Annotated in this window: 25 protein-coding genes; 18 read left to right on the top strand and 7 right to left on the bottom strand. The window is 57.8% G+C overall.

Annotated elements, in window-relative coordinates:
- Positions 1 to 60 precede the first annotated feature (60 nt).
- Positions 61 to 666 (bottom strand): pyridoxamine 5'-phosphate oxidase, encoded by a 606-nt coding sequence (gene pdxH, locus OLX72_RS11600; protein ID WP_433988696.1) that lies wholly within the window; start codon positions 664 to 666, stop codon positions 61 to 63.
- Positions 667 to 810: 144 nt separating this feature from the next.
- Between pdxH and fabI the strand changes: the two genes are divergently transcribed.
- The 6 genes from fabI (at position 811) to trpE (ending at position 7,497) form a co-directional block, all read left to right on the top strand.
- Positions 811 to 1,617 (top strand): enoyl-ACP reductase FabI, encoded by an 807-nt coding sequence (fabI, locus tag OLX72_RS11595; RefSeq protein ID WP_114871098.1) that lies wholly within the window; start codon positions 811 to 813, stop codon positions 1,615 to 1,617.
- Between the two features lie 7 nt (positions 1,618 to 1,624).
- A complete protein-coding gene (locus OLX72_RS11590; protein WP_114871099.1) occupies positions 1,625 to 2,227 on the top strand; it encodes a LysE family translocator in 603 nt (200 codons plus the stop codon).
- Between the two features lie 4 nt (positions 2,228 to 2,231).
- Complete coding sequence (gene gpt, locus OLX72_RS11585) at positions 2,232 to 2,735, top strand: xanthine phosphoribosyltransferase (protein WP_114871100.1); 504 nt, start codon at positions 2,232 to 2,234, stop codon at positions 2,733 to 2,735.
- Positions 2,736 to 2,894: 159 nt separating this feature from the next.
- Positions 2,895 to 4,070 (top strand): aminotransferase, encoded by a 1,176-nt coding sequence (locus OLX72_RS11580; RefSeq protein ID WP_114872375.1) that lies wholly within the window; start codon positions 2,895 to 2,897, stop codon positions 4,068 to 4,070.
- Positions 4,071 to 4,136: 66 nt separating this feature from the next.
- Positions 4,137 to 5,978 (top strand): peptidyl-prolyl cis-trans isomerase, encoded by a 1,842-nt coding sequence (locus OLX72_RS11575; protein WP_433988695.1) that lies wholly within the window; start codon positions 4,137 to 4,139, stop codon positions 5,976 to 5,978.
- Between the two features lie 10 nt (positions 5,979 to 5,988).
- Entirely contained in the window at positions 5,989 to 7,497 is a 1,509-nt protein-coding gene (gene trpE, locus OLX72_RS11570) for an anthranilate synthase component I (protein WP_114871102.1), read from the top strand.
- A 51-nt stretch (positions 7,498 to 7,548) separates the two neighbouring features.
- On the opposite strand, the gene OLX72_RS11565 is transcribed toward trpE, so the two are convergent.
- Positions 7,549 to 8,385, bottom strand: coding sequence for a LysR family transcriptional regulator (locus OLX72_RS11565; RefSeq protein ID WP_433988694.1), 837 nt, complete (start codon positions 8,383 to 8,385; stop codon positions 7,549 to 7,551).
- Positions 8,386 to 8,488: 103 nt separating this feature from the next.
- Between OLX72_RS11565 and tmpA the strand changes: the two genes are divergently transcribed.
- From tmpA to OLX72_RS11550, 3 genes are all read left to right on the top strand, one after another.
- The gene (tmpA, locus tag OLX72_RS11560) at positions 8,489 to 9,631 is read left to right on the top strand and encodes a 2-trimethylaminoethylphosphonate dioxygenase (RefSeq protein ID WP_433988693.1); all 1,143 of its coding nucleotides are present in this window, start codon (positions 8,489 to 8,491) and stop codon (positions 9,629 to 9,631) included.
- A complete protein-coding gene (gene tmpB, locus OLX72_RS11555) occupies positions 9,628 to 10,218 on the top strand; it encodes a (R)-1-hydroxy-2-trimethylaminoethylphosphonate oxygenase (RefSeq protein ID WP_433988692.1) in 591 nt (196 codons plus the stop codon). Before tmpA ends, tmpB begins: the two co-directional genes overlap by 4 nt.
- 205 nt (positions 10,219 to 10,423) lie before the next feature.
- Positions 10,424 to 10,753, top strand: coding sequence for a cupredoxin domain-containing protein (locus OLX72_RS11550; protein WP_162798112.1), 330 nt, complete (start codon positions 10,424 to 10,426; stop codon positions 10,751 to 10,753).
- A gap of 28 nt (positions 10,754 to 10,781) precedes the next feature.
- Here the strand turns inward: OLX72_RS11550 and OLX72_RS11545 are convergent, their stop codons facing one another.
- Positions 10,782 to 11,441, bottom strand: coding sequence for an SOS response-associated peptidase (locus OLX72_RS11545; protein ID WP_433990458.1), 660 nt, complete (start codon positions 11,439 to 11,441; stop codon positions 10,782 to 10,784).
- A 114-nt stretch (positions 11,442 to 11,555) separates the two neighbouring features.
- On the opposite strand from OLX72_RS11545, the gene OLX72_RS11540 reads away from it, so the two are divergent.
- Positions 11,556 to 13,328 carry a tetratricopeptide repeat-containing sulfotransferase family protein gene (locus OLX72_RS11540; RefSeq protein WP_433988691.1) on the top strand — a complete coding sequence of 591 codons (1,773 nt, stop codon included), beginning with the start codon at positions 11,556 to 11,558 and terminating at the stop codon, positions 13,326 to 13,328.
- Here OLX72_RS11540 and OLX72_RS11535 read toward each other — a convergent pair whose 3' ends face one another.
- The gene (locus OLX72_RS11535) at positions 13,329 to 14,906 is read right to left on the bottom strand and encodes a bifunctional metallophosphatase/5'-nucleotidase (RefSeq protein WP_114871107.1); all 1,578 of its coding nucleotides are present in this window, start codon (positions 14,904 to 14,906) and stop codon (positions 13,329 to 13,331) included.
- Between the two features lie 141 nt (positions 14,907 to 15,047).
- On the opposite strand from OLX72_RS11535, the gene OLX72_RS11530 reads away from it, so the two are divergent.
- Genes OLX72_RS11530 through arsC form a run of 3 tightly spaced genes read left to right on the top strand, consistent with a single transcriptional unit; the run spans position 15,048 to position 16,773 of the window.
- A complete protein-coding gene (locus OLX72_RS11530; RefSeq protein ID WP_114872378.1) occupies positions 15,048 to 15,386 on the top strand; it encodes a DUF952 domain-containing protein in 339 nt (112 codons plus the stop codon).
- On the top strand, positions 15,383 to 16,435 hold the full coding sequence (locus tag OLX72_RS11525) for a quinone-dependent dihydroorotate dehydrogenase (protein ID WP_433988690.1): 1,053 nt from the start codon (positions 15,383 to 15,385) through the stop codon (positions 16,433 to 16,435). Before OLX72_RS11530 ends, OLX72_RS11525 begins: the two co-directional genes overlap by 4 nt.
- Positions 16,432 to 16,773: an arsenate reductase (glutaredoxin) gene (arsC, locus tag OLX72_RS11520; RefSeq protein ID WP_114871109.1), complete on the top strand. Its 342-nt coding sequence runs from the start codon at positions 16,432 to 16,434 to the stop codon at positions 16,771 to 16,773. Before OLX72_RS11525 ends, arsC begins: the two co-directional genes overlap by 4 nt.
- Before the next feature lie 3 nt (positions 16,774 to 16,776).
- Here the strand turns inward: arsC and OLX72_RS11515 are convergent, their stop codons facing one another.
- From OLX72_RS11515 to OLX72_RS11505, 3 genes are read right to left on the bottom strand one after another with little or no spacing between them, the layout of a single operon-like run.
- Positions 16,777 to 18,111, bottom strand: a complete 1,335-nt coding sequence (locus OLX72_RS11515) for an MATE family efflux transporter (RefSeq protein WP_114871110.1) — start codon at positions 18,109 to 18,111, stop codon at positions 16,777 to 16,779.
- Positions 18,104 to 18,613: a PaaI family thioesterase gene (locus OLX72_RS11510; protein WP_114871111.1), complete on the bottom strand. Its 510-nt coding sequence runs from the start codon at positions 18,611 to 18,613 to the stop codon at positions 18,104 to 18,106. The genes OLX72_RS11515 and OLX72_RS11510 overlap by 8 nt, the downstream gene beginning before the upstream one ends.
- A 1-nt stretch (position 18,614) precedes the next feature.
- A complete protein-coding gene (locus OLX72_RS11505) occupies positions 18,615 to 19,034 on the bottom strand; it encodes a PaaI family thioesterase (RefSeq protein WP_114871112.1) in 420 nt (139 codons plus the stop codon).
- A gap of 116 nt (positions 19,035 to 19,150) precedes the next feature.
- On the opposite strand from OLX72_RS11505, the gene OLX72_RS11500 reads away from it, so the two are divergent.
- From OLX72_RS11500 to OLX72_RS11480, 5 genes are all read left to right on the top strand, one after another.
- Positions 19,151 to 19,519 (top strand): MerR family transcriptional regulator, encoded by a 369-nt coding sequence (locus OLX72_RS11500; protein ID WP_433988689.1) that lies wholly within the window; start codon positions 19,151 to 19,153, stop codon positions 19,517 to 19,519.
- Between the two features lie 190 nt (positions 19,520 to 19,709).
- On the top strand, positions 19,710 to 20,111 hold the full coding sequence (locus tag OLX72_RS11495) for a MerR family transcriptional regulator (protein WP_433988688.1): 402 nt from the start codon (positions 19,710 to 19,712) through the stop codon (positions 20,109 to 20,111).
- 33 nt (positions 20,112 to 20,144) lie between these two features.
- A complete protein-coding gene (locus OLX72_RS11490; RefSeq protein WP_114871115.1) occupies positions 20,145 to 21,926 on the top strand; it encodes an acyl-CoA dehydrogenase C-terminal domain-containing protein in 1,782 nt (593 codons plus the stop codon).
- Between the two features lie 24 nt (positions 21,927 to 21,950).
- On the top strand, positions 21,951 to 22,163 hold the full coding sequence (locus OLX72_RS11485; protein ID WP_114871116.1) for a hypothetical protein: 213 nt from the start codon (positions 21,951 to 21,953) through the stop codon (positions 22,161 to 22,163).
- A 17-nt stretch (positions 22,164 to 22,180) separates the two neighbouring features.
- Positions 22,181 to 23,329 carry an acyl-CoA dehydrogenase family protein gene (locus tag OLX72_RS11480; RefSeq protein WP_114871117.1) on the top strand — a complete coding sequence of 383 codons (1,149 nt, stop codon included), beginning with the start codon at positions 22,181 to 22,183 and terminating at the stop codon, positions 23,327 to 23,329.
- The last annotated feature ends 50 nt before the right edge of the window (positions 23,330 to 23,379 follow it).

The raw sequence follows: 23,379 nt of genomic DNA, 5'->3' as shown, positions 1-23,379 counted from the left end.
TTGATTCAAGCTTAAAAAGCAACCTGTTTTCATACTGTTGCATTTCACGTCACGTGAAATTCACGGATTTAGGCGGGAAACCGCCCAGTCTGACCCCTCATTTTCACGTCTCCAGACAAAACGGTCGTGCAACCGAAAAGCGCCATCCGCCCATAATTCAATCTCGGTGGGAACAATCCGGTAGCCGCCCCAAAACGGCGGCCGTGGCGGGTTTGGACCCTTCGATGCCGTGATCTTAGCAACCTCTGCCAACAAAGTCGCCCTCGATTTTAAGGGCGACGACTGATCCGATGCCCACGCGCCCAACCGGCTTTGCAAAGACCGGGAGGCATAATAGGCATCAGCGGCAGGGCCGTTCTCTTTCGTGACCACTCCGCGCACCCGAACTTGGCGGCGCAGACTTTTCCAGTGCATGACGAATGCGGCTTTGCCGGCCTGGTCGATCTCTAGTGCCTTTTGGCTTGTGTAGTTGGTGTAAAAGACAAACGCGCGGTCTTCGATTTCCTTCAGCAGAACCATACGCACATTGGGCATACCATCGGCATCGACCGTCGACAGCGCGATCGCATTGGGATCGTTGGGTTCGCTGCTTTCCGCCTCGTCCAGCCAGCGCCGTGCAATTGCGATCGGGTCATCCCCGGCAAAAATTCCGCTTCGTTTTTCCATCACGCTCGTCCTGCCTTCAAAATAATACGTTCACAAGGATTGCCCTGCTCCGGCAAACCGGCATACAGAGCGCGCTCTTGATGCAGTCTGTCCAATCGCCTAAAGGACATGATACCAGAAATGCCAAAGGGCAGAGAGGCTGATATGTCAAATAATCTGATGACCGGCAAGCGCGGTCTGATCATGGGCTTGGCCAACGACAAGTCAATCGCCTGGGGCATTGCAAAGGCCTGTGCGGATGCCGGTGCGGACCTGGCGTTTTCCTTTCAGGGCGACGCGTTGAAAAAGCGGGTTGAACCGTTGGCGGCGCAATTGGGCAGCAACATCGTTTTGCCCTGCGATGTCGGGGACGAGGCATCGATGGATGCGCTGTTCGCCGCGCTGAAAGACGTTTGGGGCAGCATTGATTTTCTGGTTCATGCCATTGGATTTTCTGATAAAAACGAACTTCGCGGCCGCTACGTGGATACCAGCCGTTCGAATTTCCAGATGAGCATGGATATATCCGTCTACTCCTTTACCGCCGTCGTGCAACGCGCAGAAAAGATGATGAACGAAGGTGGATCGTGTCTGACGCTGACCTATTACGGCGCAGAAAAAGTGATGCCGCATTACAATGTGATGGGCGTGGCCAAGGCCGCGCTGGAAGCGTCGGTCCAGTATCTTGCCGAAGATCTTGGCAAGGACGGTATCCGCGTGAATGCAATTTCGGCCGGACCGATCAAGACACTTGCGGCATCGGGTATCGGTGATTTCCGCTACATCATGAAGTGGAACGAATACAATTCACCGCTGCGGCGCAATGTAACCACCGAAGATGTCGGCAAGGCTGCGTTGTTTCTGCTCTCCGATCTCGGATCGGGCACAACGGGTGAAAACCTGCATGTCGATGCAGGATACCATGTCGTCGGCATGAAGGCCGTCGACGCGCCGGATATGTCAAAGGACTAGGGACAGGATGACATTTGAAAGCCTGATCGCCTTCAACCTTGTGCTGATGGCGGCGATTGCCAGTCCCGGCGCGGCGCTGCTTTATTTTGTCAAAACAACGGTCGCAGCCGGTCGCCGCGCGGGATTGATGACCGGGCTGGGTTTGGGAACGGCTGCTGCCGGCTGGACTCTGGCGGCCCTGATCGGGCTGGAAAGTGTGTTCCGGTTGTTTCCATGGGCCTATTCCGCTCTGCGTATCGGCGGTGCCCTCTACCTGATCTGGATCGCGATCCAGACGTGGCGCCATGCCAGACATCCGCTTCCAGACACACCGATGCCGCACGGACGGGCCTTCCTGTCCGGACTGCTGGTCAATGCAGGAAACCCAAAATCCATGCTGTTTGCCGCTGCGGTGATTGTGGTGGTGTTCCCGCAGGGCCTGACCTCTCCGGAAATTGCGCTGATCGTGCTGAACCACTGGCTGCTAGAGCTTGCGTTTTACGCGGTTTTTGCATTTGCGCTTGGCTCAAACGCGGCGCGCACGCGCTATCTGCGGCTTAAACCTTTGCTGGATCGTATTGCCGCTACGTTGCTGGGGGCACTCGGGCTGAAACTATTAACGGACAGGTAACCAAATGACAGACCGCCTCCCTCACGAAAAAGGCTTCCACATCAGCTGGGATCAAATTCACCGCGACAGCCGTGCACTGGCCTGGCGGCTGGATGGTCATGGACCGGATGACGGCGCATGGCGCGCGGTGGTGGCGATTACCCGGGGCGGCATGGCCCCCGCGATGATCGTAAGCCGTGAATTGGATATTCGCACCGTCGATACAATCAGCATCAAATCCTACGACCATCAGGCTCAATCAGAAGCCAAGGTTCTGAAATCCCCCGATGTCGAACTGATGGGAGATGGCACCGGAATTCTGATCATCGATGATCTGGTCGACAGCGGAAAAACTCTGGAAGTGGTGCGCGCGATGTTCCCAAAGGCGCATTTTGCCACTGTCTATGCAAAACCAAAGGGCCGCCCGCAGGTCGATACCTTTATCACCGAGGTCAGTCAGGACACGTGGATCTTCTTTCCGTGGGATATGGCGCTGCAATATGTTGAACCCTATCGCGGCACCGACTGATCAGGCCTCCCCGCGCGAAAAAAGACAAAACCACCCCATGCCAGCCCCGGCTTTCATCTTTTCGAAAATACTTTCGCCGGAGGCCCGTCGCGCAAAGCGCGACACAGCATGAAACCCTGACCGAAATCGCGCGTATTGCGCCGCAACTGGATTGAACCGATGCCCCTGACCCGCACCGTAGCCACCTTCGCCCCACCCGTAATGGAGGCCCGCCGCTGGCTGGACGGGATCGCTTTTCCAGCCGACCGCCCGCTGATCAACGTCAGTCAGGCCGCCCCGGTTGATCCACCCCCCGACAGTTTGCGTCAGGTCATGGCCGATGTTGCGCTGAACGACAACAGCACACATCTTTACGGTCCGGTTCTGGGGCTTGACGCATTGCGCACCGAACTGGCGCAGCAGACAGGTGAACATTATAACGGCAAGGTAACGCAGGAAAACGTCGGCATCACTTCAGGCTGCAATCAGGCGTTTGCCGCCGCAATCATGTCCCTGACCAGCGAAGGCGACGACGTGATCCTGCCCACGCCGTGGTACTTCAATCACAAGATGTGGCTGGACATGACCGGCGTTGCGTCGGTGGCGCTGCCCTGTGGTGCGGCCATGCTGCCCGATCCGGAACAGGCCGCCGCGCTGATCACACCACGCACCCGCGCCATCGCCCTGGTCAGCCCCAATAACCCCAGCGGCGTGGAATATCCGGCGGATCTGCTGCGTGCATTTTTCGATGTTGCCCGTGCCAACGGCATCGCGCTGATCGTCGATGAAACCTATCGCGATTTTGACAGCCGCACAGGCGCACCGCACGATCTGTTCACCGATCCCGACTGGGACGACACGCTGATCCATCTGTATTCCTTTTCCAAAGCGTACCGCCTGACAGGCCACCGTGTCGGCGCGCTGATCACTTCGCCCGCGCGTCTGGCCGAGGTTGAAAAATTCCTCGATACGGTTGCGATCTGCCCGGCACAGATCGGCCAGCACGCCGCCCTGTGGGGAATGCGCAACCTGAAACAGTGGCTTGCCGGAGAGCGGTCGGAAATTCTGGACCGGCGCGCCGCCATTCAGGATGGATTTCCAGCGCTTGCGGCCAAGGGCTGGTCGTTGCTCGGGCTGGGGGCGTATTTCGCCTATCTGGAACATCCCTTTGATATGTCATCGGCAGATCTTGCGCGCAAACTGGTAGCCGATGCATCCGTTCTGGCGCTGCCGGGCACGATGTTCACCCCGCCAGAGGATGCCAGCGGACAGCGCCAATTGCGTGTCGCTTTCGCCAATCTGGACCGTGACGGCATCGGAACTCTGATTTCGCGGCTTTCAGACCTCAACTATTGATCCATCCGGCCTTGCCCCGCACTGGCGTGCATCGTAGACACGCTTGAAGTCAACCAAGGGGGCATCATGGCCGCGCGCGCTAGTCTTTCGAAAACCTTTGTCTGGATCATTCTGGCGCTTCTTATTCTGGGGCTTGCCGGCTTTGGCGCCACGAACCTGTCGGGCACGATCCGCACTGTCGGCCATGTCGGCGATAAATACATCGACGTAGAGGATTACGCGCGAAGCCTGCAACAGGAAATCCGCGCGATCGAAGCAGAGACAGGTCAGGCGCTGCCCTTTGATCAGGCGCTGGCGCTGGGGGTGGATCGGGCGGTGTTGTCGCGCCTTGTCACTGCCCGCGCGCTTGATAACGAAGCGGCGCAACTGGGTCTGTCCATTGGTGACGAAAACCTGCGCGAACAGATCGTCCAAATCCCAGCCTTTTCCGGCGTGGACGGTCAGTTTGACCGCGAAGGCTATCGCTTTTTGCTGGAACAGCGCGGCATGACAGAGGCACGGTTCGAGGAAAGCATTCGCGACGAAAGTGCGCGGACCTTGGTTCAGGCCGCAATCGTTACCGGCGTCGAGATGCCGGAAACCTTTATCGAAACGCTGATGACCTATGTCGGACAACGGCGCAGTTTCACATGGACGACACTGGACCGTAACAATCTGGAAACGCCGCTGGCCTCTGCCTCGGAAAGCCAGATCACGCAGCATTACGAACAGAACATCGACCGGTTCACGCTGCCGGAAACCAAACAGATTACCTACGCAATGCTGACGCCTGACATGATCCTTGATCAGGTCGAAGTTGACGAAGAGGCCCTGCGTCAACTTTATGAAGAGCGTGCAAACGAATACGATCAGCCCGAACGCCGTCTGGTGGAACGTCTGGTGTTTGCCACCGATGCCGATGCCAGCGCGGCCATGGCGGCGTTGGAAGTGTCCGGCACAACATTCGAGGCACTGGTGGAAGAACGCGGTCTGGCCCTGGCCGATGTTGATCTGGGTGATGTTACAGGCCAGGACCTGGGCGCTGCCGGCGACACGGTTTTTGCCGCAGAGGTCGGGGATGTTGTCGGCCCGGCACCCTCGCCGCTTGGTCCGGCACTATTTCGCGTGAACGGCGTATTGCCCGCCGTCAATACCAGCTTTGAAGACGCACGGCCCGACCTTCAGGAAGAACTGGCCGCAGATCGCGCCCGCCGCGTGATCGAAGCCGAGGCGCAATCCATCGACGATATGCTTGCCGGCGGCGCGACACTGGAAGAGGTGGCTGCCGAAACCGATATGGAACTGGGCCAGATCGACTGGTTCGATTCAATCGGCGAAGGCATCGCAGCCTATAATGATTTCAACGAAGCCGCGATTGCGCTGAGCGCCGACGATTTCCCGCAAATCACAGGCCTGGAAGATGGTGGCATGTTCGCCATGCGCCTTGATGCCGTTTTGCCGCCGCGCCCCGCACCCTTGGAAGATGTGCGGCGTGATGTGATCGCCGACTGGGAAAACAACCAGTTGCTGACCCAGTTGCGCGCACAAGCCAAGGCGGTGTTACCTGAATTGGAACGCGGTGCAGGTTTTGGCGACGTGGCGCTGGACGCCGTTGTTGAAACCGATCTGATCCGCAGCGCATTTGTGCCCGGCACGCCACCGGATTTCATGACGCAGGTCTTTGACATGGAGATTGGCGACGTCGCGATTGTCGACAGTGAACAGGCTGTCCTGATCGTGCGCCTAGATGGCATCAACCCGCCCGATGATAGTGTCGAAATGAATGCATTGCGCGATGGCTTGGGGCAGCAGATGGATCAGGCGGTGGCACAGGATCTGTTCCAGGTCTTCGCCCGTGATGTGCAGTTGCGCGCCAACCCCACAATTGACCAAAGGGCGATCAATGCGGTCCACGCCAACTTTCAATAGGGCCGTCTGAATGGCGCTGATCCCCAGTTTCGAAGCGTTCGAAGCCGCGTATGCATCCGGCCAGAACCAGATCGTCTACACGCGTCTGGCTGCCGATCTGGATACGCCGGTGTCTTTGATGCTCAAGCTGACGGGCGCCCAGAAAGACGCGTTCATGCTTGAATCCGTCACAGGGGGCGAAGTGCGGGGGCGCTATTCCATCATCGGAATGAAGCCCGATCTGGTGTGGCGCTGTCACGGCACAAAATCCGAACTGAACCGCACCGCACGCTTTGACAGCACAGCGTTCGAGGCCCAGCAGGGCAATCCGATGGACAACCTGCGCGCGCTGATTGCCGAAAGCAGGATCGATCTGCCCGATGATCTGCCACAGGCGGCTTCGGGGCTGTTTGGCTATCTGGGCTATGACATGGTGCGTCTGGTCGAACACCTACCCCATATCAATCCCGACCCGATCGGCCTGCCCGATGCTGTGATGTTGCGCCCTTCGGTGGTGGCCGTTCTGGACGGTGTCAAAGGCGAAGTGACCGTTGTTTCGCCCGCATGGGTCAACGATGGGCAATCCGCTCGCGCCGCCTATGCGCAGGCCGCCGAACGCGTCATGGATGCCGTGCGCGATCTGGAACGTGCCATGCCAACCGAAGCCCGCGATCTGGGTGAAGCCGCAGATGCCCCCGCGCCGGTTTCAAACTTTACCCAAGCCGCGTATATGCAGGCCGTTGAAAAGGCGAAAGACTACATTGCCGCCGGCGATATTTTTCAGGTTGTCCCGTCACAGCGCTGGACACAGGAATTTACCCTGCCGCCCTTTACGCTTTATCGCAGCCTGCGACGCACGAACCCGTCGCCGTTCATGTTCTATTTCAATTTTGGCGGCTTTCAGGTGATCGGGGCCAGCCCCGAAATCCTTGTCCGTGTCTTTGGCAAACAGGTTACAATCCGCCCCATCGCAGGCACCCGTCCGCGCGGTGCCACCCCCGAAGAAGACCGCGCGTTGGAAGCAGAACTGCTGGCTGACAAAAAGGAACTGGCGGAACATTTGATGCTGTTGGATCTGGGCCGAAACGATACGGGGCGCGTTTCAAAAATCGGCACGGTGCGCCCGACAGAACAATTTATCATCGAACGCTACAGTCACGTCATGCACATCGTGTCCAACGTGGTGGGTGAACTGGCCGATGGCTGTGATGCGCTGGACGCGTTTTTTGCCGGAATGCCCGCAGGAACGGTTTCGGGCGCACCCAAGGTGCGTGCGATGGAAATCATAGATGAGCTTGAGCCCGAAAAACGGGGCCTTTATGGCGGTGGCGTTGGCTATTTCAGCGCCGGCGGCGACATGGATATGTGCATCGCTTTGCGCACCGCCGTTGTGCAGGACAAAAAGCTGTTTATTCAAGCCGGGGGCGGCGTGGTTTACGACAGCGATCCCGAGGCCGAATATCAGGAGACAGTGCATAAATCGAACGCGATCCGGCGCGCGGCGGCAGATGCATCACGCTTTACTGGTGGAAACAGCTAGTTTTTCCACAGGCCCGCAACAATGCGTTGCATACTCCTCTCAACCCTGATCCTAACAAAACGCACGACACAGGATTTCCCATTGCCGCCTGGTGATCGCGGAGCGATCCGCGCACATCCAGTATGTCGCCTCGGTCTTCAGAACGGCATCCGTCAACCGCCGTACCGCGCCTCTCTTCAATGCGGCGTCACTCAGCGGCAGGGACGCCAGCAAAACACCTGCCCCGGCCATTGCCGCCGCCAGTGCGCCGGAATAACTGTCAAATCTCAGATGCGGAACGGGTGTTGCAGACGTGCCCGAATATCGCGCCCAGTCCTGCCATCCGGCACGCGGGCCGGACACACCCAGACGCGGAATATCCTGCCATTCCTGATGCCCTATTTGGGCAACCGGGCTCAGGGCCTCTTCAAACAGACGCACGGCATATCGCCCCGGCCAATCGCCCAGACCGTACCGGATTTCAACGCCTGACTCCTTTGGGCTGAAATCGGATTGCAACACCATGCTGGCAAAAGAAACCTCCATACCGTCGGGAAGGGCACGCAAGCGCGGCGCCAGCCAAAGCTGGGTGACAGAAGCACTTGCCGTGATGGTGATTTTGCCCTGCCGCGCGCCAAACAAATCCTGCGAACTGTCGCGCAGCGTGCGCAAGGCATCACTGACATAAGGCAGCCACGCTTCACCATCGACGCTCAGGCTCACGCCTCGGGCCGAGCGTACAAACAATCGCGTCCCCAGACGCCGTTCCAGGTGCCCGATACGCTGACTGATCGCCGCCTGAGTCAGTCCGGTTTCCGTTGCGGCCGCCGTAAAACTACCCAGCCGCGCCGCAACTTCGTAAGCGCGGATCCACTCTAGCGGCAAGTCCTGAAAGCCGGGTTTAGCCATTAGCGTTTCGATACCCCAGATCACATTTCCCTTAATTGTGTTTATGTCAAAACCTGTCAAATTCAAACAAATCAATCGACGCACTTGTTAAAGTGACGGCCCTATGTGGACCCATGGTATATCTTCCGACGGTCAGGTTCTGACCTTGACAGACGGCACACAAAGCGCCCGGTTTCATGCTGTGTGGCTGCGCGACAATGCATGGGACAGCGCGACACGTTCGCCCGGAAACGGGCAACGTCTGATCGCCCTGCGCGATATCCCGACTGACACAAAAATACGATCGGCAACGATGACCGAGAATACAGTGACGGTTGAATTTTCTCCGGAAAACAAGGTGATCACGTATGATGTCCCTTGGTTGATGGAAAACCGCTATGATCGGCCGGCTAGTTCCGCGACCGGCTGGATGCCGCCCGAGACCGTTCCTTGGAACAGCAACCTTGAAGCCGACCTTCCGCAAGCCGATTTCGAAACTGTCAAAACAAATCCCGACGCGTTGAAAGACTGGCTGGCGCAGATTGCCCGCTATGGTTTCGCAAAGCTGAATGGCGGCCCCATTGCCGATCAGGCATTGATGCAGGTTGTCGATCTGTTCGGTTTCGTGCGTGAAACCAATTACGGGCGCCATTTCGAAGTACGCACCGAAGTGAACCCGACCAACCTTGCCTATACCGGGCTTGGGCTTCAGGCGCATACCGACAACCCCTATCGTGATCCGGTGCCGACCATTCAGGTGCTTTACTGTCTGGAAAGCTCGGCGGCGGGGGGCGAGAATATGGTTGTCGACGGCTTTGCCGCAGCGCTGCGGTTGCGGGACGAAAACCCCGACTATTTCGACGTCCTATCACGCTATTGCGCGCGCTTTGAATATGCCGGTGATGACAGTGTTGCCTTGCGTACAAGACGCCCGATGATCGAACTGGCACCTGATGGCGAATTAATTGCCATCCGCTTCAACAACCGGTCTGCCGCCGCGATAACAGATGTGCCTTTTGATCAGATGGAAACCTATTATGCCGCCTACCGCCGTCTGGGTGAAATCATTGATGACCCGATGATGGAGGTCACCTTTCGCCTGAACCCCGGCGAAAGCTTTGTTGTTGATAACAAACGCGTTCTGCATGCGCGAAAGGCCTATAGCGGCACCGGCACCCGATGGTTGCAGGGATGTTATGCGGACAAGGACGGTCTGTTGTCAAAACTGGCGACACTCAGCGCCCCCAAAGCCATGGCCGCACAATGACAGATCCAACATCAAACCCGCTGACCGCCCGAACCATCGTTGCGTTTCTGGCCGACATCTTTGAACGCCGCGGCGGAGAGGAATATCTGGGCGAACCGGTCACCATGGCCAAACATATGCTGCAAGGCGCCACGCTGGCCGAAAACGCAAACCTGCCAGAAATCATTGTGGTGGCTGCCCTGCTGCATGATATCGGCCACTTCACCAGCGAATTTGGAACCTTCCGGATGGACGACACCGAAGACCGGTTTCACGAAGAGGCCGGCGCACAGGTGCTAGAGGAGTTCTTTCCGATTTTGGTGACGGATTGCGTTCGCTACCACGTGGCTGCCAAACGGTATCTGTGCGCCACCAGACCGGACTATTTCAACCGCCTGTCCGACGCATCCGTACATTCGCTGAACCTGCAAGGCGGTCCGATGAGCCCGCAAGAAGTAGCAGAATTCGAACAGAACCCGAATTTGGAGCAGATCATTCAGGTGCGATATCTGGATGATGCAGGCAAACATGCAGACATGGAAACGCCGGATTTCGCGCATTTTGCACCGATGGTGCAGCGGGTCGTGGATGCCCATTGTTCCGCCTGACCTGCCCGCACTGTTACGTCATTTTGTCTGTTTTCTTTGATTGAAGGCACGTTTTTCTCAACAACCGCAGGTTTTCCGCGCGATTGTTCCCAACTCGCGCCCAGTCCGACGCAATGCTTTCTTGGCGCGGCCCCATTTCGGTCGCACTCCGTTTCTAGACAGAGGTCAGGCAAATAAAAAAACAGGCAAAACGGAAAGCAGTACCATGTTGAGCAGATTGGAAATTATCGCATTCGCCACGTTCATGTGTCTGGCCAGCATTGGCCGCGCCGACGAACAGGTTATCATCGTGATGAGCAACACGTTCTTTCCCGACATATCCTACGTCGAAGTCGGAGATACGATACGGTTCGTCAATTCCACCACGCAGGATCAAACCATCATATCCGCAGATGCGGCCTGGTCCGTTGGCCCACTGGCCGCCGGGCAGGAAGCGGTTATGACCGTGGTCCAGGGCATTTCAACCGAGTTTCGCAGCGCTGCCCTTGTCAGCATGGATGGCAGTTTCAGCTTTGCTCCGACCCCGATGGAATGATCGCGGCACGGCCATCCAACACCTTGCCCTAAACCGGTTCGATCAATTCGCGCCCACTGGCGCGGTTTGAATTGACAGCCGGATCAACACGATGGAACGCCAGCGTGTCGTCGGGCGCGGACGCCATCAGGGCTGCGGCCCCCTTTCCGTCTTCGCCCAACCACAACGGCCAGTCTTTTTGTGCCAACACCACAGGCATCCGGTGGTGAATTGGGGCAATTGCTGCATTTGCACCGGTGGTGACAATCGCGCAGGTATGCATTTTTTCCCCTTCGCCGCCCCAGCTTTGCCAAATGCCAGCAAAGGCCAGCGGGCTTTGATCGGCTGCGTGAATGTACCACGGCAAACGGTTGCCCTCGGGTGTTTTTGTCCATTCGTAAAACCCGGACACCACGATCAGGCAGCGCCGTTCCCGACAGGCTGATTTGAAGGCCGGTTTTTCCGCAATCGTTTCCGCGCGGGCATTGATCAGCAACGGCCCGTCATTGGGTTTCTTGTACCAATGTGGCACAAACCCCCAGCGCATCGGGGTCAAGACGCGGCCGGTTTCGGCCAATGATACAACATGCACCTGATTGGTCGGGCAAGCATTGTAATTGGGTACATCCGGCAAAGTGTTGGCCGGGGCCGCCGCAAAAAGCTGCGCCATCGCGTCATTGGGCAGGGTGATCGCAAAACGTCCGCACATGGATGTCAGTCTAAGTTCTTCGCGTCGCGCTTTCCAGATGCGTTTCGGCGACCTTGTGTTCATCCATGCCGCCCCCTAAAACGCAGGCACCGTTGCCAATCCAAAGGGCCCGTCATGACTGCTGAACAAGACGCCAAAGCCATCGCCGCATTGCTGAATCAAGGCGAAGCGAAGAAGGCACTGAAACAGGCCAAGATAGCGATCAAACGATATCCGCGCACGGCGTTTTTCATGAACCTTGCGGGATTGGCGCTGAGCACGTCAGGCCAGCCGCGCGAGGCGATCAGATATTTTCAGGACGCGGTCAAGACACAGCCGGAATTTCCTGATGCACATCGCAATCTGGCGCAAACCCTTGTTCTGATCGGACAGCCGGACAAGGCGGTTACAGTGCTGAAACGCCACCTGGCCAGATCCCCGAAAGATGCTGAGGCGGAATATCTGCTGGCACAGTCCTATTCGCAGGCCGAAGACCCTGTCACAGCCGAAGGTCATGCAAGCCGTGCCATTGAACTGAACCCGCGCATGGCCAAGGCCTATAACCTGCGCGCGGTCCTGCACAGCGGCTTTCAACGCTACGACGAGGCATTGAAAGACTATGAATCAGCGTTGTCTTTCAATCCTAATGATCCCAATGCGCTGACCAACATATCGCTGCCTCTGGCGCGCCAGAACCGCCACGAAGATGCGATGAAAGTCATTGAAAAGGCGCTGTCCATCGCGCCATTGAATATCGCCACTATTTTGCGGTATGGCGTCCAGCTGAATGAACTTGGCCGCGTGGACGAGGCGGTGCAGGCCTATCGTCAGGTGCTGGATCTGGCCCCCGGCCATCCCACGGCACTGACTCGTCTGGCGATGATTGCCCCCGCCGATCAACTGGATGAAGTGATAGAACAACTTGTGCCCGCCTTTAACGCCGCGCCGAAACGCGGCGAGGATCGCGTGCAGCTGGCCTATGGTCTGGCAGAAGCGTTCAAGAAACAGCGCAACACGGAACAGGTGCATCACTGGCTGGCGCAGGCGAATGCGGCACAATCCATGCTGACGCCCACCGTGCAACAGGACACGTTTGAAAAGTATCAGGTCAACCTGCACAAACGCATCACCGAACGTTTTGCGGATGTCATCACGCCGGATGCAAAGGGGGATGCAGAAAAACCGACGCCTGTTTTCGTTCTGGGCATGCCGCGTTCTGGCACCACGCTGACGGAAACGGTTCTGGCCACCCACCCAAGTATCGCGGGCATGGGCGAACGCGCCACGGCGGCAACGCTGCTGCGCTATGTCCTGCGCGATGATCTGCCCTTTGGCAACGAAGAGGCCCGCCAGTTTGCCGCCGATTACCGCGCAGACCTGCACGGTATGCCGGAAGGCCCGGAATTTTTCATCGACAAGATGCCTGAAAACTACCGGCTGATCGGCTTTCTGCACATGGCGTTCCCAAAGGCCAAGATCGTGCATCTGGTGCGCGATCCCCGTGATGTCGCATGGTCGATCTGGAGCAATTATTTCACTGGTGGTTTGCGTGTGTACACCTACGACATGAAGCGCATGGCCCAGCGTTGCAACGATTACAAACGCCTGATGGCGCATTGGCACAGGGTCTGCCCCGGCGTCATCCATGATCTGAAATACGATGATCTTGTGTCCGATATCGACGCGGCCAGCCGTAATCTGGCCGCCTATATCGGACTGGACTGGATCCCTGAAATGGCCGCGCCGCACACCAGCACTGCCCCCGTTCTGACGGCGTCCGTCAACCAGGTGCGCGAGCCGGTTCATACCAAATCTATCGGCAACTGGCAAAAGCACGAACAGGAACTTACGCCCTTCATCAAGGCGCTGGACCCCGAGCTTTGGCCCGAGGTCTTTGACAACGCTTGACTATTTTCGCGCGATGCGCCCGTCGGTATAGGGCGTGTACGGGCCCTGCGCCGCCAGATACTCGGCTGTGACATCTGCCAGATCGGGGCCGTAATCATAGGCGTTCTTGTCATCGCCTTTGAACATGTCATACCCGTCACCGCCGTTTCGCACGTAGTTGTTTGTCACGACCTTGTAGGTTTTGGCAGGATCAATCGGCACAAAAGCATCTCCCTCGGCAACCAGAACTTCGGTGATCCGCCCGTCCATCGGGGATGCCGCCGGATTCCAGGTAAACTTGATGCCTGCGACTTGCGGGAAACGGCCCTTTACTTCTTCGACCTGGCTTACCCCGTTTTCCAATGCCGCGATCACGCCCGCGCCGTTGATTTCGAATGTGGACAGCGTGTTCTGAAACGGCAGCACAGTCAGCACTTCGCCCATTGTGATTTCGCCTGCATCAATGCTGGCCCGTAAACCGCCGGAATTGGCAATCGCGATCGTGACACCCTGATCTTTGACACGGTCCAGCATGGCATCAGCCACCAGATTGCCCATGTCACATTCCTGAACGCGGCACACATCACGGTCACCGCCAATAGGCGCTGCGGCCTGCGCCACCACCTTTTCACGGATTTCATTCAGCGGGGCAGCCATTTCCGCAATCCGTGCAAGTGTGCTTTCATCTTCGCTAACACCTGCATCCATGATCAGCGGTTCACCGATTGCAGTCACGACATCGCCCGCATCATTAAAGGTTACATTCAGTTCGCCCAGAAACTTGCCATAGGCATAGGCCTGAACGATCGCAGTGTTCCCCACCATTGTAGGATATGGCCCGACAGCGCGGTCGGACGTGTTGCTGAGCAACGTGTTGGAATGCCCCCCCACAATCACATCCACACCGGTTGTGCCCGCAGCAACAATCTGGTCCACAAAATAGCCAGAGTGGCTGAGCACGATAATCTTGTTGATGCCCTGCGCCGTCAGACGGTCCACCTCGCCCTGAACGGCAGGCACCGGATCGCTAAAAACGATATTCGGTCCCGGGCTGGCCAGTTCGTCGGTATCCTGCGGGGTCAGCCCGATCAGGCCAAGTTTTTCGCCCCCGCGTTCGATCACGGTGGATTTCAGCAATTTGTCCGCCAGCAGCGGTTCCGCCGAAAAATCGGCGTTGGACATCAGAACAGGAAAGTCGACGGCATCCATGAACCCGCGCAGCACTTCGGGGCCATCATCGAATTCATGGTTTCCCACGGTCATCGCATCATAGCCCATCTTGTTCATCATTTCGGCGGCCAACTGGCCCTTGTAATAGGTGTAAAACAGCGTGCCCTGAAACTGATCCCCGCCATCGACCAGAATGGAATTGTTCGATCGTGCGCGGGCCCCGGCGATGGCTGTCACCAAACGAGCAGATCCGCCAAAACATTTGCCTTCGGCGGCGTCTTCTGCGCCGCATCCGCTGTCATATTTGTTGATCGGCTCAAAGCGGGCGTGAAAATCGTTGGTATGCAGGATCGTCAACGTATAGTCGGCGGCCGCCACTCCGGCAGTCAGGGTCAGGGCGGCGACAGAGGCTAGCAGGCGGGACATCATGGCAGAGATTCCTTTTGAAAATGGCGCTAACCCAAATGCTGCGCCCAAGACGCGCCAAAGTCAAAGGTCACGCACATTCACCTGACGTAAATCGCCCGATCCCGCTTGACCACCGCAAGTGCCCAAGGCATCACAAATGCCATGCAGATATTCAAAATCCTCCGCCAGGACGAATGGAAGGCGCTGCGCGCCGAAAAAGAAACCCAAGGTGCGCCGATCGACATCGCGGACGGCTATATCCATTTTTCAACCCCCGAACAGGTTGTCGAAACGGCGTCCAAACATTTCGCCGGCGTTGGCGATCTTATGCTGTTGTCACTGGACAGCGAACACCTTGGCCCCGCGCTGAAATGGGAACCGTCCCGCGGCGGCGCGTTGTTTCCGCATCTCTACGGACCGCTGAAGCTTTCCGACGTGGAATGGGCGCAGCCTTTGCCGCTGAACGGGGACACCCACGCCTTTCCGCCGGGGTTGTTGTGAGCGTTCTGGAACGGGTCGGTCTGTCCGCATTGCGCAGGATCGACCCCGAAGCGGCGCACACGCTGGCGCTGCGCGCATTGCGCGCAGGGCTTGCCCCGATGCCGGGGCCTGTGACTTCGCCGCGTCTGCAAACCACGCTGGCCGGTCTGACGCTGCCCAATCCTGTGGGGCTGGCCGCAGGGTTTGACAAGAACGCCGAGGCGCTGCACCCGCTGTCGCGTGCAGGGTTCGGATTCATCGAGGTGGGCGCCGCCACGCCTCGCGCCCAGCCCGGAAACCCCAAACCGCGCCTGTTCCGCCTGACACGCGACAAGGCGGCGATCAACAGGTTCGGGTTCAATAATGACGGAATGGATGTGATTGCAGCCCGTCTTGCAAAACGTCCCTGTGATGCAGTGATCGGGCTGAACCTTGGGGCGAACAAGGACAGCCCTGACAAATCAGCGGATTTTGCCACAGTCCTGAACACATGCGGTGCATATCTGGATTTTGCGACCGTCAATGTGTCGTCGCCCAACACCGAAAAGCTGCGGGATCTTCAGGGCCCCGCCGCCCTGAGCGAGCTGTTGAACGGTGTGATGCGCGTGCGCGATGCGCTGGCGCGCCCCATTCCGGTGTTTCTGAAAATCGCGCCGGATCTTACAGAAAACGATCTGACAGATATTGCTGCGGTCGCCAGCAAAACCGGTGTGGATGCGATCATTGCCACCAATACCACGCTGGACAGGGCGGGCCTACATGGCCCGCACGCCTCAGAAGCGGGCGGCCTTTCGGGCGCACCCCTGTTTGAAAAATCGACACACGTTCTTGCGCAGCTTGCAACGCTTAGCGATCTGCCGCTGATCGGGGTTGGCGGTATCGGTTCGCCCGATCAGGCCTATGCAAAAATCCGCGCCGGCGCATCGGCCGTCCAGCTTTATACGGCGCTTGTATATGGCGGTCTGTCATTGGGTGCCAACATCGTCCGCGGGCTGGACGAATTGTTGCGCCGCGACGGGTTTGATACGGTCGCAGACGCTGTCGGCACCGGCAAAAAGGAATGGACATGATCACGATATGGCACAACCCGCGCTGTTCCAAATCCCGTCAGGCGCTTGCCCTGATCGAAGGCAAGACAGATGTCACAGTGCGCAGATATCTTGACGATGCACCATCGGAAGCGGAAATTCGCGCGACCCTCGCCGCGCTGGGTCACCCGCCTGCCATCACCATGATGCGCATTGGTGAAAAGCTGTTCAAAGAACTGGGCCTGACCAAGACCACGGATGACACGACCCTGATCGCGGCGATGGCACAGCACCCGATCCTGATCGAACGACCCATTGCTTTTGCAGGCAATCACGCCGTGATCGGGCGACCGCCGGAAAACGTGCTGAATCTGGTGTAGCGGCTAATCGGCCAACCGTTCCAGTGCAGGGTATCGCGCGCCCAGCGTGATACCGCGCGCGACAAAGGAAATGATCAGGGCCAGCCACAATCCATGGTTGCCAAAGGCCGGAACCATCAGACTGGCGGCAACAACATAAATGACAAAGCTGATCGCCATCATGTTGCGCATGTCGCGCGTTCGTGTTGCGCCGATAAAGATACCGTCCAGCATCCATGCGGCAAGGCCCGCAAGTGGTGTGAAAATCATGTAAATCAGATAGATACGCGCCTCTTCTCTGACATCGGGTGAAGTGGACATGACATCAATGATCCATCCCCCGAAAAAGGCAAAGCTGAGGGACAGGAGACTGACACAGAACAGTCCCCAACCGCTGGTCAGCAAAGCACCGCGCCGCAATGTCGCCCGCGCCCTTGCACCCATGGCCTGCCCCACAATCGCTTCGGCGGCAAAGGCGAACCCGTCCAGTGCGAAGGCCGTGATCATCATGAATTGCACCAGCACCTGATTGGCGGCCAGCGTGACATCGCCGAAACCCGACCCAACAAACAGGAACGACACGAATATCGCTTCAAGCAACAGCGAGCGGATCAGGATATCCGAATTCACCACCGCCATGTGTTTCAGGCGAACCGCGTCAAACACCCGCGACCAGTCGCGCCAAGCAGGTACGGCAAAGGCCGAACGACACAGCCACAGGCCCAGCGCAAAGCCGCTCCATTCAGCAAGAAATGTTGCAAAAGCAACGCCCTGCACGCCCCAGTTCAGACCAAGCACGAACCACAGGTCAAGCAGGATGTTCAATCCGTTCATCCAGACCTGCATGACCAGAACCGCGCGGGTGCGTTCCTGCGCGATCAGCCAGCCTGTGATGCCATATAGCCCGATGGCCGCCGGCGCCGACCATATCCGGATTTGCATATAATCCCGCGCCAGCGCCTCGACCTCGGCGCTGGCGGGGGCCGCCATGAACGCCGTCCAGAACACCGGCACCTGCAACAGGATCAACAACAGACCGGCGGACAATCCGATGATCTGGCTGCGAGTCAGCAACGCAGCCACCTCTCCGTCATTGCGCTGGCCGACGGCCTGCGCCGTCAATCCCACGGTGCCCATCCGCAAGAACCCGAATATCCAGTAGATCGCGCTGAGAACGATGGCACCGATCCCCACTGCGCCAATTGGCGCTGCCAGCCCCATCTGCCCGACCACACCGGTATCAACCGCGCCCAATATCGGCACGGTCGCATTTGACAGTACGATTGGCAGGGCAATGTTCAGAACACGCCGGTGGGTGACCGGTTTTGCCTTATCCCGAAATTCGATCGCTTCAGCCATTTCGCGAAGGCATCAGGAAATGCCCTGTGGCCTGCGCGAAAAGACGGTGGCGGTTGTCCTGCCATGCTTCAACATGCACGGACGCGTACCGACGCCCGGACCGGTTGACCCGTGCGCGCGCATAGGCATCGCGGGGCAAACCGGATCTTAGATAATCCACTGTGAAATCGATTGTTTTCGGCAGTCGCGGCAATTCCCCCGCTTCAAGCTGATCCAGTTGGATCGCACCGGATTCGATATCTTCCCACAGATAGGTCCAACTGAGCGAAATAACCGAAGTCACCTCGAGAAAGGCGGCAGTAACACCACCATGTAACGCCGGCAGCAGCGGATTGCCGATCAGCTTGTCGTCAAATGGCAGGATCGCGGTCAGTTCGTCGCCGCGCCTGTCAAACTCAATACCCAGAAACTGGATGTAAGGGACACCTTTGGCCAGCGCGCGCAGGGCCGCATCGCGCCGCTGTTTAACGACTTGCACAGGTTCTGGGGTTGGTCGCGCCATGTTATCGCCCTTCGATAGTAAAGGCCCCGGTGGCTGTTGCCACCGGGTTTTCGGTGTCATCATCACATGCAGTGGCACGCACAAACGCAACCGAACGGGTCACATGATAACAGGTTGCGCGGGTTGTAATCGCCTGCCCCGGCGTTGCCGCGCGCATGTAATCGATGCGTAAATCAATGGTCGCGGTGCCCGCCGGCGCGGCGGGGTGGCTCATCACCGCGGCCCCGCAGCACGTATCCATCAGCGCCGAAACGGCCCCCCCATGCAAAACACCTGTTTCCGGATCCCCGACCAGATGCGGCGCATAGGGCATCGTAATCACTGCCGTCCCGTCCTGCAGTTCCGTCAAATGCATTCCCAGAGCCTGCGAATGGGGAATTGCTTCGATGAACTGCCGTGCCAGTTTGGTTTTGTCTACCATACCCAAATCCTTGTCTGGTCTGTCACGCCTTTATGATCCCCGCCAGTGCCCGAGGGCAAGCCCATGTGTTGCGCTTTCGGTGACATCGTTTTACGATTCGTCAGGGAGATTTTTTCATGACCGAGTCACGCCGTTCATTCAAAGAAATGTGCGCCGAGTTTGACGTGACGCCACGTACGCTGCGGTATTACGAATACATCGAATTACTGCAACCCGACCGCGAAGGCCGGTCGAGGTTTTATGGCCCGCGTGAAGTCGCCCGCATGAAACTGATCCTGCGGGGGCGCAAATTCGGGTTTCAGCTTGAAGACATTCGGCAGTGGCTTTTGATTTATGAAAACGAAGGCACCAAGGCGCAGATGCAGGCGTGGGTTGAACTTGCAGACCGGCAGTTGCTGGAACTTGCGGAGCAGAAATCGCAACTGAACGAAGCCACGGACGAGCTGCAATCCTTGCGTGATAGTATCGCTGCGGAAATCCGCTAGGGGGCGATTTTCGCCCCAATTCCCCCTTAAGACCTGATTCCTCATAGTTGACGCGGCTTTATGCTACGTCACCCTGAAAAGTGACGTGACGTTCAGCTTACGTCAACGTCAACCGGTGTTGTAACAGGATCAGGTGGTTTCCATCTCAGGTCCAAGACACCGAGAGTTCCACAACCATGAGAGAAAGACGATGACAACCGAAACCCTTACAATTCGCGAAATGTGCGACGCCTACGAAGTGACACCGCGCACATTGCGATTTTACGAAGCGAAGGAATTGCTGTTTCCGATCCGGGAAGGGCAAAAACGCCTGTTTACCAAACGGGACCGGGCCAGATTGAAACTGATCCTGCGCGGAAAACGCTTTGGGTTCAGCCTGGAAGAAATTCGCCAGCTTCTGGATCTTTACCACGCCGGCTATCAGCAGCACACGCAGCTGGTGCGCACCTACGAAATTGCCCGTGCTCGGTTGGCAGACATGGAATCCCAGCGCGATGAACTGACAGAAGCCATCGACGATCTGAAAGACCAATTGAAATGGGGCGAAGACATGATCGCCTCGATGACGACACGACAAAAAGCCGCCGAATAAGGCCACAACCACAACGTTCAAGGGAAAACCACCATGCCCAGCTACACTGCTCCGACGAAAGACATGCAATTCGTTCTGCACGACGTTCTGAATGTCTCGCACTCCGATATTCCCGGATATGACGAACTGGAACCGGATTTTACCGCCGCTGTTCTGGAAGAAGCAGGCAAGCTGACAACCGAGGTTCTGGCCCCCTTGAACGTGGTCGGCGATGCAGAAGGCTGCACACTGGAGAACGGTGTTGTCCGCACACCGACCGGCTTCAAGGACGCCTTTGAACAGGTCAAGGCCGGTGGCTGGCCCGGCCTGGACATGCCCGAAGAATATGGCGGGCAGAACATGCCTTATGTGCTTGGTTCCGCCGTGGGCGAGATGTTTTCCAGCGCAAACATGGCCTTCACCATGTATCAGGGCCTGACGCATGGCGCGGCATCGGCCATTCTGGTGCACGGAACCGATGCGCAAAAGGATATGTACCTGCCCAAAATGGTTGCCTGCGACTGGACAGGCACAATGAACCTGACCGAACCGCATTGCGGCACCGATCTGGGCCTGATGCGTACCAAGGCAGCACCGCAAGACGATGGCAGCTACAAGATCACCGGGCAAAAGATTTTCATTTCGTCCGGTGAACATGACATGGCGGACAACATCATCCATCTGGTTCTGGCCAAAATCGAAGGCGGACCGGAAGGCATCAAAGGCGTGTCGCTGTTCATCGTGCCGAAATTCATGGTGAACGAAGATGGTTCACTTGGCGCGCGCAACGGCGTCGCCGTGGGCAGCATTGAAGAAAAAATGGGCATTCACGGCAATTCCACCTGCGTGATGAACTATGACGGCGCGACCGGCTATCTTCTGGGCGAAGAACACAAAGGCATGCGCGCAATGTTCACCATGATGAACGAAGCGCGCATCGGTGTTGGCATGCAAGGTCTGAGCCAGGCCGAGGCCGCCTATCAGAACGCCCTGATCTACGCCAAGGACCGCCTGCAGGGGCGCGCCGTCACCGGCGATGAAAACCCCGATGGCCCCGCCGACCCGCTGATCGTACATCCCGATATCCGGCGCAGCCTGATGGATCAGAAAAGCTTTGCCGAAGGTGCGCGCGCCTTTATCCTGTGGGGCGCCACCCTGATCGATGCCGCGCATCGTGGTCAGGACAAGGAAGCCGACGGCCTTGTGTCGTTGCTGACCCCTGTCATCAAGGGCTTTCTGACCGATCAGGGTTTTGACATGACGGTTCTGGCCCAGCAGGTCTATGGCGGTCACGGATATATCGAAGAATGGGGCATGTCCCAGTTCGCCCGCGATGCGCGTATCGCGATGATCTATGAAGGGGCCAACGGCGTTCAGGCGCTTGATCTGGTCGGTCGCAAACTGGCGCAGGATGGCGGCAAACATGTCATGGCGTTCTTTGATCTGGTGAAATCCTTCATCAAGGACAACGCCGGCCAAAACGCCGAATACGACGCCACGTTTCTCGACCCGCTCAAGGCTGCGTCCAAGGATCTGCAGGCCGCTGGTATGTACTTTATGCAAAACGGCATGAAGAACCCCAATAACGCGTTGGCCGGATCATATGACTTCATGCACATGTTCGGGCATGTCTGTCTTGGCCTGATGTGGGCCCGCATGGGCAAGGCTGCCCGGGATGCACTTGCCACTGGCACGTCTGACGCCGCGTTTTACGAGACAAAACTGGCAACCGGGCGCTACTATATGGCACGACAACTGCCCGCGACGTCCATGCATCTTGCCCGTATCCAAAGCGGCGCGGACACGGTCATGGCGCTTGAGGCCGACCAGTTTTAACGCCAGCAACCCGAAAGGACGACAATGCCCAAACGTTTTCGACTGACCCGACGGTTTCCCGTGGCCATGACTGAAGACGGCTACCGCCGCCTGAAACGGTTCGCAACCGAGGCCGGTCTGGACGAAGGCGAGGCATTGTCTTTCCTGTTCGAAAACTTTGACAGCGTGACAAATTCGGAAAACCTGATCGCCCGGATGCGCCTGTTCAACGCCGAACTTGATGATCGCAAACGTTAATCGAACGAAAGCCCGACATGACCCAACACAGTTCCAGCTGGATGACCGAAGAGCACCGGATGATCGCGGACATGACCGCGCAATTCATCAATACCGAATGGGCCCCGCGGTTCGACAAATGGCGCAAACAGGGCGAGATGGACCGCTCGACCTGGGCCGAAGCGGGTGAACTGGGGCTGCTCTGCCCTTCGCTCCCCGAGGAATACGGTGGCCCGGGCGGTGACTTTGGCCACGAAGCAGCCATTCTGATCGAAAGCAGCCGCGCCAACCTCGCGTCGTGGGGGCACGCGATCCATTCCGGCATCGTCGCCCACTATATTCTGGCCTACGGCACCGAAGACCAGAAACAGCGCTGGCTGCCCAAAATGATCAGCGGCGAAATCGTCGGCGCGCTGGCGATGACGGAACCCACCGGCGGGTCGGACGTACAGGGGATCAAAACCCGCGCGGTACGGGATGGCAACAATTACAAGCTGACCGGCCAGAAGACTTTTATCACCAACGGACAGCACGCGAACCTGATCATCGTTGCGGCCAAAACCGACACGACACAAGGCGCCAAGGGCACGTCGCTGGTGGTTGTGGAAACGGACGATGCCGACGGCTTTGCCCGCGGACGCAATCTGGAAAAGATCGGCCTGCACGCCGCCGATACATCCGAGCTGTTTTTCGACAATGTCGAAATCGCGCCGGAAAACATTCTTGGCATGCAGGAAAATCAGGGTTTCTACCAGATGATGAACCAGCTTCCGCAGGAGCGCCTGATCATTGCCTGCGGGGCGATGGGCGCGATGGAAGGCGCGGTAGAGCGCACAATTGCATATTGCAAGGAACGCGAAGCCTTTGGCGGGCCGATCATCCAGTTCCAGAACACCCGTTTCAAGCTGGTGGAGTGCAAAACCAAAACTATGGTTGCACGGGCCTTTCTGGATGAATGCATCAGCGAACACCTGCGCGGCGACCTGACGGCGGAAAAGGCCGCCATGGCAAAATACTGGCTGACCGACACACAGGGAGAAGTTCTGGATGAATGCCTTCAATTGCACGGTGGCTATGGCTACATGCAGGAATACGCGATTGCCGAAATGTGGACAGATGCCCGCGTGCAACGCATCTACGGCGGAACGAACGAGATCATGAAGGAACTGATTTCACGTACGCTTTGACACGTCATATCGCACCGTTCCGCAAACCGAGATTACAGGATGCCTCCGGC

The organism is Sulfitobacter sp. TBRI5 (assembly GCF_051013555.1).
Classification (GTDB): Bacteria; Pseudomonadota; Alphaproteobacteria; order Rhodobacterales; family Rhodobacteraceae; genus JL08.
Note: the sequence above shows the minus strand (reverse complement) of the source record. Positions and strands in the feature narration are given on the sequence as shown.